Below are 13,613 nucleotides of genomic sequence, written 5' to 3'. Positions count from 1 at the left end.
GCTTGATCGAAACGCCCAGCCGTTTATCCTGATGGAAGTGTTCCCAGCAGGAGAAGAGCGATGGAAAAGCCTGTCATTACCCAGGCCATGATCGATGCCTATGACGAATACACCCATCTGACCCTCGACCGCCGCAGCTTCATGGAAAAGCTGACGAAGCTCGCAGGCTCGGGCGCTGCAGCAGCCATGGTCGCACCGATGCTGGCGGCGAATTCGGCGCAAGCCGCGATCATTGCTGCCGACGACCAGCGCATCACGGCCACGGATATCACCTATCCGGGTGCGGGTAGCACCGAGATGAAGGGCTATATGGTGCGGCCCGCCGACAGCACCGGCAAGTTTCCGGCCGTCATCGTCATTCATGAGAACCGCGGGCTAAACGACCACATCCGCGATGTGGCGCGGCGCGCGGCGCTGGAAGGTTTCGTCGCGCTTGCTCCGGATTTCCTGTCGCCGTCGGGCGGAACGCCCGTCGATGAGGACAAGGCGCGCGAGATGATCGGCGGGCTCGATCAAAAGGCGACCATCGCCAATGCCGTGGCGACGGTCGCCTATCTCAAGGAGAATGATCTGACGACGGGAAAGGTCGGCGCTGTCGGCTTCTGCTGGGGTGGTGGGCTGGTCAACGATCTTGCGGTCAACGCGCCTGATCTCGATGCCGGCGTCGCCTATTACGGGCGTCAGCCTGCGGCGGACGAGGTGGCGAAGATCAAGGCGCCGCTGCTTCTGCAATATGCCGGACTCGACGAGCGCATCAATGCCGGGATCGATGCCTACAAGGCCGCGCTGGAGAAGGACGGCAAGACATTCGAGATCCATATCTATGAAGGCGCCAACCATGCTTTCAACAATGATACATCGGCGGCGCGTTATCACAGACTAGCGGCCGATCTTGCGTGGGAAAGGACGATCGCGTTCTTCAAAAAATATCTGGGGTGAGGGGTGTCAATTTGCAGGGTGCCGCTCCTTCACCCCCCCCTCTGCCCTGCCGGGGATGCTCGGCAGGGAAGAGGGGGGTGAATAGCATTGAGCTATCCGGCTTCACCGCTCCAGCTGCGTCACCCGGCGGTCGGTGAAGTTGAGCCGGTGGGCGGCTAGCGCCTCGACCAGCGGGCGCAACTTCGGTTCGCGTGCCAGGAGATCATCGAGTTCCGTCATCTGGTTCATGGCGATCAGGCGCAGAATATCGTCGCGGACGGTGCCGTCGGCGCGGCGCGGCAGGTGCGCGACCGGCTGGACCAACTCGACCCTGAGGCCTTTGAGCCGCGCCCGCAGGCTGCGCTCGTCGGCTTTCGTCGTTTCGACGAAGGCGTAGATGCCGACGCCCTTCGCCGGCAGGGAATAGAGCGCCAGCGCCACATCGCTGACGCGGGGATCGGATTTCAGCGCGGCGATGATCGCCGGGCCTTCATTGTCGATGCGGTCGCCGGTGCCTTCGCCGTCCGACCAATGAAAAAGGCTGCGGGTGACGAAATTATAAAGTTTTTTGCCGGTCGCCCGCCAGATGCGCGAGGGCAGTGAGCGGCGCGCCAGGATGCGCTTTTCGGTCGGCGTCATCAGATGCTTGGCAAAAGCCCGCTTCTGCTTGATGAGGTGGCGGAAATCCTCATAGGCCATCATGCGGTAGAGCGATCCGCGATGGCGATGGACGGAGGCGAGCTGGAAATCGATGACCGCGGCTTCGCCTTCCGGCGTCATCAGCCAGTTCTGCGGCTTGGCCAGATCATTGTGGGTGACGCCGAGACGGCGCATGTTGCGCAGGATGCGGTGGGCGCTGCGATACCATTGCGGATCGGCGGGGCGGGCGAGATGCAGCGGCGTGCCTTCCGTCCAGGAACGGTAGAGGCCGTGGCGGTCGGCGGTGATGAGCTGCGGCACGCCCTTGAGCCCGCGCACGGTCTCGAGGCCGCGTATCTCGCGCCTGGCCAAGATCCAGGCGAGCGGGCGCGACCACCAGGGCGCGGCGCTGACCAGCCGGCGGATCACCCGTGTTTCCTGATCACCGACGAAATAGCCCGCGCGCGTCTCGGAAAACACGTCACGCTTGAAGACGGCGGTCACGACGAATTCGCGCTGTTCCGGATCGTCGGGCAGGCCGCCCTTATAATTTTTATTCTGCATGGCGCGTCACTAGCCGCAACCGCGCCATCAATCAAGCATGGCGCGCAGCATCCTATGTAGGGCTAGCTGGCTGGGCATTGCAATCCCGGCCCGGAAAGAGCAAAAGAACAGCCGATTTCGGAGGAGAGACGAATGGGCCATCGCGAAGATATCGAAAAAATCCTCGTTCAGGAAAAGACACTTGTATTCGAGGTCTTCGACGAGGCGACGGCATTTGAACTTGGAAGCCGGATACGCAATTTCGCGCTTGAGGACGGACGCGGTGTGGCCATCGAGATCAGCCTGTGGGATCGGCGGCTGTTCTATGCGACGACGCCGGGGGCGACGGCGGACAATCAGGAATGGGTGCGCCGCAAGTTCAATGTCGTTCGGCGCTTTCTCGCCAGCAGCTACCGCCTGGTTCTGGAGCAGGATCGCGAGGATCGCATGTTCCCGCCGCATCGCGCAGTCGATGTGGAAGATTATGCGCTTGCAGGCGGCGGCTTTCCGATCCGCGCCAAGGGCGCCGGCGTCATCGGCGTGGCGATCGTTTCCGGCCTGCCGCAGCGCGAGGACCATAATCTGGTCGTCAAGGCGCTTGCCGCGGTGCTCGGCGCAGATGCCGCCGCGCTGGCTCTCGCGCAGGCGTAAGGAGAACAACGATGTCGCTTAGAGATGCGGTCGCGCTCAGCCGCAATGAAGTCGGGATTGCCAAGGCTGCCGCCATCCTCAAGCAGCGTTTCGGCGAGCGGGCGCAGACGGGGCAGGCGATCCGCGATCAGCATGGCCACACGACGACCTATGTGCCGACGCAGGCGCCGGATATCGTCATCTTCGCTGAAAATGCCGAGGAGGTGCAGGAGGTGGTGCGGGTCTGCGGCGAGCACCGCGTTCCCATCGTCGCCTTCGGCGCCGGCTCGTCGCTCGAAGGGCAGGTGAATGCGCCGGCTGGCGGCGTCTCGCTCGATCTTTCCAGGATGAACCGCATCATCCGCGTCAATGCCGACGATCTCGACTGCGTGGTCGAGCCCGGCGTCACCAGGCGCGAGCTCAACGAGTATCTGCGCGATACCGGGCTTTTCTTTCCCATCGATCCCGGCGCCAATGCCAGCCTCGGCGGCATGGCGGCGACGCGCGCGTCCGGCACCAATGCGGTGCGTTACGGCACCATGCGCGAGAACGTGCTGGCGCTGAAGGCGGTGATGCCGGACGGGCGGCTGATCACCACGGCGAAGCGCGTCAAGAAGACCGCCGCCGGCTACGATCTCACCCGTCTGCTGATCGGCTCGGAGGGGACGCTCGGCATCATCACAGAACTCACCTTGAAGCTTTATGGCATCCCCCAGGCGATTTCCGGCGGCGTCTGCCCGTTCCCGAGCGTCGAGGCGGCCTGCCGCACGGTCATCGAGACGATCCAGATGGGCGTTCCCGTGGCGCGCATCGAACTGGTCAACACGCTGCAGATGCAGGCGCTGATCGCCCATTCGAAACTGCCCTACGAGCCGCAGCCCTATCTCTTCGTGGAGTTCCACGGCAGCGAAACGGGCGTGGCGGAGCAGGCGGAGCTGTTCGGCGAAATCGCCTCTGAAAATGGCGGTGGCCCGTTCCTGTGGACCGCCAATGCGGAAGAGCGCGACCGGCTGTGGCGGGCGCGCCACGACGCCTATTTCGCGGCGCTCTTGCTACGCCCGGGCGCCAAGGCGGTCGCCACCGATGTCTGCGTGCCGATCTCGCGCCTTGCCGATTGCATCAGCGAAACCGAGGTCGATCTGGCGGAAACCGGGCTTCTCGCACCCATCGTCGGCCATGTCGGCGACGGCAATTTCCATCTGCAATTGCTGCTCGATACGAACGACGCCGCCGAGATCGACAAGGCCGAGGCGTTCATGGATCGCCTGGCGCTCCGCGCCATCGCCATGGAGGGCACCTGCACCGGCGAACATGGCATCGGGCAGGGAAAGATGAAGTATCTCGAGCTGGAGCTTGGCGGCGCTGTTGATTTCATGCGGTCGATCAAGCGCGCCATCGATCCGGACAATATCATGAATCCGGGCAAGATCTTGCGGCTGTAGGCTGAGAGATTGATTCAGGAGGCACGTGCGGCGGGTTGTATGTGCCGAAAGGCGTGCGGCGATATCGGGTTGCATTAATCCGACATGAAACGATCCGATGCTGCGCGCTCGCGCGAGTGCTGTTTGATGCCGCTTTGAGCGCCTTGCGGACATGCCGTCATTAAGGGCGGGACAACGCCACGCGCGCCTTCTCCACTTCGTCCCTCATGACGCAACCCTCTGCATGGTCGTTGACCAGCCCCATTGCCTGCATGAAGGCGTAGACTGTCGTGGGGCCGACAAATTTCCAGCCGCGTTTGCGCAGTTCCTTGGATAGTGCCTCGGAGGCTGCCGAGGTGGAGCGGCTTTGCGGGGGTATTCCGTCAGCGGCAGGTTCAAAACGCCAGAGGAAGGCGGCCAGAGAGCCTTCGGCTTCGACCATTTCGCAGGCGCGACGGGCGTTGTTGATAACCGCCTCGATCTTGCCGCGATGGCGAATGATCCCCGCATCCGCCAGTAGTCGCGCCACATCGGCTTCATCGAACAGCGCCACCTTGCGAAAATCAAAATCGGCGAAGGCTGCCCGGAAGTTCTCGCGCTTGACAAGGATGGTGCGCCAACTCAGACCTGACTGGAAGCTTTCAAGGCAAAGCTTTTCGAACAGTCGGATGTCCTCGACGACCGGGAAACCCCATTCTTGGTCGTGATAGTCGAAGAACTCGGGTGCAGCGGCACACCAGCGGCAGCGCGGGCGGCCGTCCGGACCGGGGATGACCGCGCTCATGCCGGAGCCTTCAGAAAATCCAGCGCGGGATGGGTGCGCTTCGGATCGATCTCGTGGATTTCAGCAGTTACAATGCCTTGCAAAACGAAAGGATCAGCCGCGATACGGGTCTCATGTGCGGCACGGCTTTCGCCATGTGCAAGGATAGCGCCTCCGGCGGTGGGTTGGAGTGAACCCACACAAAGAAACACGCCATCCGCGAAACCTTTTGCGATCCAGTCATTATGAGCGGCCATGAATTCGGGCGCGGCGCCGCGGTTTTCAGCGAATCTCAGGAAGGTGACAAACATTGATGCTCCTTGGTCAGGTGGCTTGCGGAAGGTCCGGCAGGGTGGCTAGCCAGTGTTCGATTCCGGCTACTTCGCTTCGAACGAAAGACTCGTCCCGAAAGGCCGAAGCCATGACGGCCACGCCCTGCGACCAAGCCAGAAGGTGCAGTGCCAGCGCCTCGGCCCTGTCGCCGTTCCCAAGCGCGCGAAACTGCCCGGCCAGCCAGTCGCGGAACAGGCCGAATATCTCGACCGCGCGGCTCTGTGCTGCATGATCGAGCTTGGCAAGTTCCGAGCACAGCGTTCCGACAGGGCAGCCGAAAGCCATGATTTTCGTCCGGTTGCTGATCAGGATGCGGATGAATGACAGGATCCGTTCGCGGGGGGCTTCGCTTTCAGTCTGCCAACGGTCAAGCATCGCGCGCGTCCGCTCCAAGCGCCGTGCGATGACGGCATCGAGGATCTCGTCCTTGGTCTTGAAGTGATAATAGAAATTCCCACGCGAAATGCCGAGCGCCGTTGCAATCTCCGCAAAAGACGTGGCCGCGAACCCGCCTTCATAGAAGAGGGCATCTGCCTTCTGGACGATCAGGTCTTGGGTGGCTGGTGCCGGCATGTGCGTCGCTGTCCTGTCAGGTTTCGATATTTTTAGGACAAACGTCCTAATCAGTCAACGCACGCCGCATATAATAACCAATTGTGCACAAAGCGGCTATTTCGCGCGGTGGCTCGGAGCTTCTGCTAACCGCCTTTCTGCAACGTTTATTGATCTGGTCACTGTAAATTTCTCCAGTGAATGGGCCGCTCTCTCATATTTTCCGTGCCAGAAAAAGCGATTTGCCTTGTTGTCGCCGGATCGGTGCCGTTATGTTGCGGGCTGTCACGCGTATGTGATGAGTGTGGGTTTCCGGAGCAAAAGTTTGGGGCGCGTTTTCGTATTTCTCGGCAGTTTGCTGGTGCTGCTCCTGACGGCGGCGCTGGTCGTGCCGCCCTTTATCGACTGGACGGGCTACCGGGCCGATTTCGAGCGTGAGGCAAGCCGTATCCTAGGCCGTCCGGTGACGGTTGCGGGCGTCGCCAGCGCCAGGCTTCTGCCGTTTCCCTCCGTGACCTTTTCCGGTGTCCGTGTCGGCGATAGGGGCGACCGACCTGTGATGACCGTCGACAAGTTTTCGATGGGCGCCGAACTCATGCCGTTTCTGCGCGGGCAGATCCTGATTTTCGACATGCGGGTGGAAAAGCCGCATGCGGTGATCACGCTTGACGAGGCCGGCAAAGTCGACTGGGCGATACGACCGTCGACGCGATTGGAACCGGCGCAGATCAAGCTGGAAAACCTCACCGTTACCGATGGATCAGTCGCTGTGCACGACCGCGGCAATAACCGCGAGCATGTGATCTCCGATCTCAACGCGACGATGACGGCCACGAGCCTTGCCGGTCCCTGGCGCTTCGATGGCGCGCTGACGCTCGACGGCCAGAAGGCCGGCCTCGAAGTGACGACCGGAGAGGCCAAGGCCGAAGGAACATTGCGGGTGCGCGCCCGTGTCCAACCGCAGAACCTGCCGGCGGTTTTCGAGACCGATGGTGATATGGCGCTCGCCGGGGGAAAGCTATCCTATGGCGGAACATTCGCTCTGCGCTCGTCGGACCTGGCCGGATCGGCGCAACCGCGCGATGGCGAAGGCGGCGAGGCAGACATCGCGTCACAGGCTACCGGGGCGCAGGAAAAGCCGATCTTCGCCGATCTGCGCATCACCGGCAATTTTTCGGCCGATCACGCAAAGCTCGATATGCCGGAATTCCGCGTGGAGCAGGGGCCGGCCGACAATCCCTATGTAGTCAGTGGCAAGGCGCTGTTCGACTATGGCAGCGATCCGCGCTTCATGGTCAGCGCCGAAGGACAGCAGGTGCTGCTCGACGGTATCGGACCGGTGGAGGGCGAGGAGATGCTTGACGGCGATGCAGCATCGTCCCAGCCGACTCCGGCCGTTCCGCTGTCGCAGCGCATTGCCTCATTCCGCGATCTGATGGAGCGGGTGCCGATTCCCTCTATCCAGGGCAGTATCGACCTTAGTCTTCCGGCCATCATAGCGGGCGACACCACCATTCGCGCCGTGACCGTTCGGGCGGAGCCGGGCGGTGACGGCTGGAATATCAAGCAGTTGAAGGCCGATCTTCCCGGCCGCACGCAGATCGAGGCCAAGGGCAAGCTCTCCGTCGGCGCGGATTTCGGCTTTGACGGCGATCTCTTAATGGCTTCGCGCCAGCCGTCCGGTTTCGCAGCATGGCTGACGGCGGATGTGGATGAGGCGATCAGGCGGCTGCCGGCTGCGGGCTTTTCCGGCCGGGTCAGCCTGCATGAGGGCGTGCAGCGCGCCGATGATCTGGAACTGGTGTTGGGCGGGGCTTCGCTGGAAGGCTCCTTCATGCGCCAGTCGGGAGACGGAATGCTGCCGTCGATGCAGCTTTCGCTCGAAGGCGGGGCACTCGATGGCGATGCGCTGGAAGCGCTGGCGACGCTTTTCGCCAGCGATAGCGGCGCGCCTCGCCTGAGCGAGCAGGATATCGACGTGACGCTGAAGGCCGGGCCGGTCAGCCATGGCGGCTTCAAGGCGGCTTCCGTCGATACGGCGTTCCGGCTGCGCGAGGGCCGTTTCGACATCGACAGGCTGATCCTCTCCGATATAGCGGGGGCGACCTTGACGGCGACGGGGATGATCGAACCGTTCAAGCCGGAGCCCAATGGATCGCTTGATGCGACCATCCTCTCCGAAGATCTTTCGCGTCTGATCGGGACGCTGGCGGCGCGTTATCCCTCGGTGCCGCTGTTCACAGGGCTGGCGAAGCGGGCCGAGGCTTATCCCGGGCTTTTCTCCGACAGCCAAATCACGCTGGTCGGCAGTGCGGTCAAGACAGCGCCGGCAGCGGACAAGAATGGTGCCAGCGAATTCTCCTTCAGCGCCAACGGCAAGACGGGTGGTATGAATATCGGTCTTTCCGGCATGGCACGCGGCGATCTGTGGAGCAATACGCCGCTGCAATTATCGCTGACGGCGGATGCAGATGCGGCCGAGGGCGAACCGCTGATGGCGCTCATCGGGCTTCCCGCGCTGCCGCTCGGCATCGCCGGTGAACTCGAGGCCAATCTTTCGCTGCAGGGCGTGCCTGCGGAAGGGATGAAGACACAGCTGACGCTGAAGGCGCCGGATGGGTCGGCGTCGATCGACGGTGTCTTCACGCTTCGGCCAGACGATCTGACCGGCAGCGGGAAGGCAGTGTTGAAGACCGCCGATCTCCAGCCTTTCGCGGCGGCAGCGGGATATACGCTCCCGGGCTTCGGCGAAGGGTTGCCCGTCGATCTCTCCAGCGATTTCCAGTTCGCCAAGGGCATCGTGCGCCTGCCCAATCTGGCGGGTACGGTGGATGAGGAGACGATCGCGGCGAAGCTCGAGGCAAGCCTTGCCGATGGCGGTGAACCGCAGATCAAGGGCGAGGCCAAGGTCCACAGGCTCGATCTTGGCATGCTTGCCGCCTTCATGCTGGGACCGGAAGCATTCGAGAGGCAGGATGGTGGTAAAAAAGGCGACATCTGGCCCAATGGTGATTTCGCCAATGCGCCGGCTTTTCCGTTTCTGGCCGATCTGACGCTTGCCGCCGAAACGGCCCATGCCGGTTCGTTCGGCGACATCACGGGCTTTTCGGCGAAGCTTGCCGGGGGAAGTGACGAACTGAACCTGAGCGATCTTGCCGGTGCGCTTCTCGGCGGCAAGCTTGGCGGAAGCTTCGATCTGCGCAACACGGGCGGCACCGCGCTCGCCTCCACACAGTTTACTTGGGAGGGTGGCGATCTCGGCGCGCTTTACCGGCTGGAGGATGGCCATGCGCCGCTCGGCGGGGTGGCCAAGCTTTCGGCCTCGCTCAACGGCACGGGCAAGAGCGTGGGCGAATTGATGGCATCGATGGCGGGATCAGGCGTCCTTGCCGTCGACGGGCTGTCGATCAAAGGGTTCAACCAGGACGCGCTGCAACCGATACTCGATGCGGCGGATAAGGCAGACCCGAACGCGCCAGCCGCAACTCTCGGCGCCATGGTGGTGGATCATCTTCGATCCGGCGCGTTCAGCCCCGGACCGGCGGAACTGGCCTTCACGGTCGCCGGGGGTACGGCGCGCGTGCCGTCTTTCCAGCTTGAAACGGAAAGGGCGGCGCTTGCCTCCGACTTCCGGCTCAATCTCGCTGATATGACGATCGGCGCGCAGGGAACGTTTACGTTCAAGCCGGGCGCCGATGCGCTCGTCGGTGCCGAACCGGTCGTGCGCTTCAATGCCGAGGGGCCTTACCGCGACCCCTCCGTGACATTCGACCGCCAGCCGTTGGTGCAGTTCTTGACGCAACGCGCTTTGGAGCGCGAGCAGGACCGGGTCGAGGCGATGCAGGCGGCGCTGGTGGAAAAGCAGCGGCTGCGCCGTGAGGTGACGCTTTATCAGGCGCGGGCCGAGGAGCGCCAGCGCGCCGAAGAAGAGGCACGCAGGAAAGCTGAAGAGGAAGCACGGGCGCGGGCGGAAGAAGCACACCGGCTGGCCGAGGAGGAGGCGCGCCGGGCGGCAGAGGAAGAAGCCGCACGCAAGACACAAGCGGAGGAAGCTACACGCCGAGCGCAGCAGCAGGCTCCTGCTACATCGGGCAGCATCATTCCGCCGAACCGGCCTCCCGCTCCGGGCGGGGACGCATTTCTGCCCAATGACGGCCAGTCACTCGACGAATTCCTGAGGACACTGGAAACGCCATCGCCGTAGCGCGGTTTTGGATCGCCTGGCCGGAGTGGCTTTGCACTGTTGAAACTGTGGATTATTCGGCAAAACGGCGTGGTTGCGCTCCTTCACACCCCTCTCTGGCCTGAAAGTGAGCGGCTTATAAGAGCACTTCCGATTGGCGGGTGAGAAAGCCCTTATGGATCGATCCTACCGCCAGATTTCACCCATTCGAGCGCATGGAGGCGGAGGGCGGAGGAGAGGTTCGCCCGTTTGTCGCGATGATCGTCGATTTCGGCGACCAGGGCGGCAAGCGAAATGCCGCGCCGGCGTGCGATCGCTTCGATGATTTCGAAAAAGGCGTCCTCAAGCGAGAAGCTGGTGGCGTGGCCGCGAATGCTGACCGAACGTTTGCGTACGATACTGCCGGATTGGGATGCGGGCGCAGGGCCGACGCTCATACGTCGCCGCCCTCTGCCTCATCGGGAGCGGTATTTGCCGGCTCGATACGGTTATCGTCGAGGAATTGGCTGGTCTTGCGCGCCTGTTCGCGCTCGAAATTCTTTTCGGCCCCGGTCCGCCCGTGCCGGACACGATTCCCCGCGGCGGCCTTTTCCTTTTCGTCCCGCGCCTTGCGCTTCTTGAATTGGCGCAGATTGACGATGTCGCTCATCGGCGCGGGCCGCGCTATTTGTTCTTGCGGAAGGAATCGAGAGAGACCACATCAGCGGAGGGCTTGGCCTCGTCTTCGCCGTCCTTTGTCGCGTTTCTCGATGTTTTCGCGGAAGGCTTCTTTGCGGCCTTGCCGGCGGACCTGGCTTTCGGCTTCACCGTCTCCTGCGGCTCGTCGGCCCGCATCTGTTCGATGGTGGTGATCTCGGCGTCGGAATCATTGTCGCCGGCAGGTTCCAGCGACGAGACGTCGAATTCCAGTTCGAAATTGACCGACGGATCATAGAAGCCGCGAACGGCGGAGAAGGGGACGACGAGGCGTTCCGGTACGTCACCGAAGGACAGGCCGACCTCGAACAACTGTTCGGTGACCTGCAGATCCCAGAACTGGTGCTGCATCACGATCGTCATCTGCTCGGGATATTTCTCCTTCAGACGAGACGAAATGCGAACGCCGGGGGCTTCCGTGAGGAATGTGATGAAGAAATGGTGATTGCCCGGAAGTCCCGCTTTGGCGACTTCCATCAGCACTTTGCGGATGACACCGCGAAGCGCTTCCTGGGCGAGAATATCATAACGGATCAGATCCTGGACCATAAGGTGCTTATCCCACGGATTCGCAGTTCGATGTCAAGTTCGATGTGGAACGAAAGAGCCATAAAGCGTCGCCATTATGGCGCAAGGCCATAGCAATTGCGACCGGGGAAATGGGATATGCGGTAATTGACGGGCAATGGCGTCAGAAAAGCGCCATATTGGGTTTTACCGCCGGATCGGCTTTGGTCGACGGATTGCCGCGAGATGCGAAGGCGCGCAGGAAGGTGCGTACGCCGTTACGTGCACCGTCCTCGATCTGCTTTTCCGTCGGCTTTTCGCCCAGCATTCCGCAAAACTGGAGGTCGGTATTAATCAGCGCCATGAATTGGCGCGCGGCAAGGTCGGGGTCATCGATGTCGAGAGCGCCGCAATGGGCAAGCCGTGCGAGCCTTGCGGCGATGGCGGACCAGACCCTGGCGGGACCGTTCTCGCGCCAGATCGCGAACAGTTCGGGATAGCGCTCGCCCTCGGCCTGGATCAGCTTGCGCAGGAACTCCCCATCCTGGTTGCACATGCAATTCTTGCCGAGCCGGGTGGCGAAAAGGACGAGATCGGCTTCGAGATTGTCCGGCTTTTCGGGAAAGGTGGCGAGAATGCCGTAAAGAACGGCGTTCATGCGTCCGATGATTTCATCGACGACCGCGCCGAACAACATCTCCTTGTCACGGTAGTGATTGTAGATGGTCTGCCGCGAGACGCCGGCCTCGGCGGCGATCAGGTCGATGCTGGTGCCGGTGAAACCGTCACGGCAGAAGGTGCGCGCGGCCGCATCCAGTATGGAATTGCGCTTCATGCATTGCCCGCTGCCGGGCCGGGTAAAGGCTTGTCCCCTGTGATCAGGTCCCTTGGCATTGGAGAAGGGGCCGGGGGAGCAGGAGCCAGGCGCCGGACGCGCGGTGGCAGCAGATTTGTCAGTATTCTTCATGACACCAAGATTAAGACGGGTTGACGATTTAGACAATGGTGTCTAATTTGACATCACTGTCCAAACAATTGGACGTGATGAATATAGCCTGCCGTCATCTTCCGCAATGGGAGAGGCGTTCGGCATTCCCCGTTTCTATTATGACCGACCGGCGGAGCCCGTGCCGCGCCCCGTGTACCGCGACGCCCGGTCGATCCTTCATTTCGAAAGTATCCGCGATGTCATCCAGATTTCTTCGCACTGCGATCGTTCTTGGACTTCTGTCAGCTATAGGGCCATTTGCGATCGATATGTATCTTCCGGCGCTGCCGACGATCGGAGCAGATCTTTCGGCGGAGACGAGCGCCGTACAGATGAGCCTGCTCGCCTTCTTCATCTCCATGGGCCTGGCACAGCTTTTCTGCGGGCCGCTTTCCGACATGCTGGGCCGCAAGGTCCCGCTCTATGGCGGGCTCGTGCTTTTCTCCATCGGCAGCATCGGATCGGCGCTCGCCGGCGATATCGACACGCTCGTCGCTTTCCGGTTCCTGCAGGGGATCGGGGCCAGTGCAGGCATGGTCATTCCGCGCGCCATCGTGCGCGATCTGCATACCGGCGTCGATGCGGCGCGGCTGATGTCGCTGCTAATGCTCGTCTTCAGCATTTCGCCCATCCTCGCGCCGCTGACCGGCACGGCGATCATCTCCTTCTTCGGCTGGCGCGGCGTGTTCTGGGCCGTGTTGATCGCCGCGCTCATCGGCATGGTGCTGCTTGCCACGTCGCTGAAGGAGACGCGGCCGAAATCCATGCGGGTGGAAAGCAGCCTCGGCAGTGCACTCGCCGCCTATGGGCTGCTGCTGAAGGATCGTAATTTCCTTGGGCTGACCTTCATCGGCGGTCTCGGCCTGTCGTCGTTCCTGGTCTATCTCGCCAACTCATCCTTCGTGCTGATCGACCATTACGGTCTCACGCCGACCCAGTACAGCATCGCCTTCTCCATCAATGCGGTGTCGTTCTTCAGCGTATCGCAGTTGAGCGGCTGGCTGGCCGACCGATTCGGACTGGTGCGGGTCGTGCGGATGGCTGTTGCAGGCTACGCCGCGGCGATGACGCTGCTGCTCATCGTGACGATATCAGGCTTCCAGTCATTGCCTGTCATGGCCGCGTTCCTGTTCATCGGATATGGTTTCCTGGGACTGGTGTTTCCGACGACGGCGGTGCTGGCGCTCGAGGATCATGGTGTAATCGCGGGTACGGCATCGGCTCTCATGGGGACGCTGCATTTCGTTGCCGCGGCGATAGCCATGGGGATTGCCAGCGCATTCTTCGACGGCACCGCGCTGCCAATGATTGCAGGCATTGCCGCCTGCGCGATCGGCGCATTCCTGCTCACGCAGTTGTCGCTGGGTCGCCGGCGCAGCACGGGCGCAACGGAAATCCCGGTGGATGTGCCGGCGGAATAGGAAGGGAAAAGCGGGGAGA

At 62.1% G+C, this 13,613-nt stretch carries 13 protein-coding genes; 5 read left to right on the top strand and 8 right to left on the bottom strand.

Translation table 11 applies throughout. The features are described 5' to 3' along the window. The first annotated feature begins 60 nt into the window (after positions 1-60). A complete protein-coding gene (locus C5748_RS02820; protein WP_105740426.1) occupies positions 61-939 on the top strand; it encodes a dienelactone hydrolase family protein in 879 nt (292 codons plus the stop codon). A 102-nt stretch (positions 940-1,041) separates the two neighbouring features. Here the strand turns inward: C5748_RS02820 and C5748_RS02815 are convergent, their stop codons facing one another. Then, positions 1,042-2,121: a serine/threonine protein kinase gene (locus tag C5748_RS02815; protein WP_105740425.1), complete on the bottom strand. Its 1,080-nt coding sequence runs from the start codon at positions 2,119-2,121 to the stop codon at positions 1,042-1,044. A 132-nt stretch (positions 2,122-2,253) separates the two neighbouring features. Between C5748_RS02815 and C5748_RS02810 the strand changes: the two genes are divergently transcribed. Then, entirely contained in the window at positions 2,254-2,751 is a 498-nt protein-coding gene (locus tag C5748_RS02810) for a heme-degrading domain-containing protein (RefSeq protein ID WP_105740424.1), read from the top strand. A gap of 11 nt (positions 2,752-2,762) precedes the next feature. Then, on the top strand, positions 2,763-4,172 hold the full coding sequence (locus tag C5748_RS02805) for an FAD-binding oxidoreductase (RefSeq protein WP_105740423.1): 1,410 nt from the start codon (positions 2,763-2,765) through the stop codon (positions 4,170-4,172). A gap of 160 nt (positions 4,173-4,332) precedes the next feature. Here C5748_RS02805 and C5748_RS02800 read toward each other — a convergent pair whose 3' ends face one another. Genes C5748_RS02800 through C5748_RS02790 form a run of 3 tightly spaced genes read right to left on the bottom strand, consistent with a single transcriptional unit; the run spans position 4,333 to position 5,820 of the window. Continuing rightward, positions 4,333-4,935: a DNA-3-methyladenine glycosylase I gene (locus tag C5748_RS02800; protein ID WP_105740422.1), complete on the bottom strand. Its 603-nt coding sequence runs from the start codon at positions 4,933-4,935 to the stop codon at positions 4,333-4,335. Beyond that, the gene (locus C5748_RS02795) at positions 4,932-5,225 is read right to left on the bottom strand and encodes a YciI family protein (RefSeq protein ID WP_105740421.1); all 294 of its coding nucleotides are present in this window, start codon (positions 5,223-5,225) and stop codon (positions 4,932-4,934) included. Before C5748_RS02795 ends, C5748_RS02800 begins: the two co-directional genes overlap by 4 nt. 13 nt (positions 5,226-5,238) lie before the next feature. Next, complete coding sequence (locus C5748_RS02790) at positions 5,239-5,820, bottom strand: TetR/AcrR family transcriptional regulator (protein ID WP_105740420.1); 582 nt, start codon at positions 5,818-5,820, stop codon at positions 5,239-5,241. 304 nt (positions 5,821-6,124) lie between these two features. Between C5748_RS02790 and C5748_RS02785 the strand changes: the two genes are divergently transcribed. After that, a complete protein-coding gene (locus tag C5748_RS02785; protein ID WP_146119462.1) occupies positions 6,125-10,003 on the top strand; it encodes an AsmA family protein in 3,879 nt (1,292 codons plus the stop codon). A 152-nt stretch (positions 10,004-10,155) separates the two neighbouring features. Here the strand turns inward: C5748_RS02785 and C5748_RS02780 are convergent, their stop codons facing one another. The 4 genes from C5748_RS02780 to C5748_RS02765 form a co-directional block, all read right to left on the bottom strand. Then, positions 10,156-10,419, bottom strand: coding sequence for a ribbon-helix-helix domain-containing protein (locus C5748_RS02780; RefSeq protein ID WP_105740418.1), 264 nt, complete (start codon positions 10,417-10,419; stop codon positions 10,156-10,158). Then, the gene (locus tag C5748_RS02775) at positions 10,416-10,631 is read right to left on the bottom strand and encodes a DUF4169 family protein (RefSeq protein ID WP_105740417.1); all 216 of its coding nucleotides are present in this window, start codon (positions 10,629-10,631) and stop codon (positions 10,416-10,418) included. The genes C5748_RS02780 and C5748_RS02775 overlap by 4 nt, the downstream gene beginning before the upstream one ends. Positions 10,632-10,645: 14 nt before the next feature. Continuing rightward, positions 10,646-11,227 carry an SspB family protein gene (locus C5748_RS02770; protein WP_105740416.1) on the bottom strand — a complete coding sequence of 194 codons (582 nt, stop codon included), beginning with the start codon at positions 11,225-11,227 and terminating at the stop codon, positions 10,646-10,648. Positions 11,228-11,369: 142 nt separating this feature from the next. Then, positions 11,370-12,020 (bottom strand): TetR/AcrR family transcriptional regulator, encoded by a 651-nt coding sequence (locus C5748_RS02765; protein WP_105740415.1) that lies wholly within the window; start codon positions 12,018-12,020, stop codon positions 11,370-11,372. Between the two features lie 350 nt (positions 12,021-12,370). On the opposite strand from C5748_RS02765, the gene C5748_RS02760 reads away from it, so the two are divergent. Next, entirely contained in the window at positions 12,371-13,594 is a 1,224-nt protein-coding gene (locus tag C5748_RS02760; RefSeq protein WP_105740414.1) for a multidrug effflux MFS transporter, read from the top strand. Positions 13,595-13,613: the final 19 nt, after the last annotated feature.

Origin of the sequence: Phyllobacterium phragmitis (assembly GCF_002980495.1) — a bacterium.
GTDB lineage: Bacteria > Pseudomonadota > Alphaproteobacteria > Rhizobiales > Rhizobiaceae > Paramesorhizobium > Paramesorhizobium phragmitis.
The sequence above is the reverse complement of the archived record's forward strand: the minus strand, read 5'-3'. Positions and strand labels throughout refer to the sequence as shown.

Bases quoted from the DNA above. Each gene is read 5' to 3' on its own strand.
- C5748_RS02820 (WP_105740426.1), top strand. From the start codon at position 61: ATGGAAAAGCCTGTCATTACCCAGGCCATGATCGATGCCTATGACGAA.
- C5748_RS02815 (WP_105740425.1), bottom strand. From the start codon at position 2,121: ATGCAGAATAAAAATTATAAGGGCGGCCTGCCCGACGATCCGGAACAG.
- C5748_RS02810 (WP_105740424.1), top strand. From the start codon at position 2,254: ATGGGCCATCGCGAAGATATCGAAAAAATCCTCGTTCAGGAAAAGACA.
- C5748_RS02805 (WP_105740423.1), top strand. From the start codon at position 2,763: ATGTCGCTTAGAGATGCGGTCGCGCTCAGCCGCAATGAAGTCGGGATT.
- C5748_RS02800 (WP_105740422.1), bottom strand. From the start codon at position 4,935: ATGAGCGCGGTCATCCCCGGTCCGGACGGCCGCCCGCGCTGCCGCTGG.
- C5748_RS02795 (WP_105740421.1), bottom strand. From the start codon at position 5,225: ATGTTTGTCACCTTCCTGAGATTCGCTGAAAACCGCGGCGCCGCGCCC.
- C5748_RS02790 (WP_105740420.1), bottom strand. From the start codon at position 5,820: ATGCCGGCACCAGCCACCCAAGACCTGATCGTCCAGAAGGCAGATGCC.
- C5748_RS02780 (WP_105740418.1), bottom strand. From the start codon at position 10,419: ATGAGCGTCGGCCCTGCGCCCGCATCCCAATCCGGCAGTATCGTACGC.
- C5748_RS02775 (WP_105740417.1), bottom strand. From the start codon at position 10,631: ATGAGCGACATCGTCAATCTGCGCCAATTCAAGAAGCGCAAGGCGCGG.
- C5748_RS02770 (WP_105740416.1), bottom strand. From the start codon at position 11,227: ATGGTCCAGGATCTGATCCGTTATGATATTCTCGCCCAGGAAGCGCTT.
- C5748_RS02765 (WP_105740415.1), bottom strand. From the start codon at position 12,020: ATGAAGCGCAATTCCATACTGGATGCGGCCGCGCGCACCTTCTGCCGT.
- C5748_RS02760 (WP_105740414.1), top strand. From the start codon at position 12,371: ATGTCATCCAGATTTCTTCGCACTGCGATCGTTCTTGGACTTCTGTCA.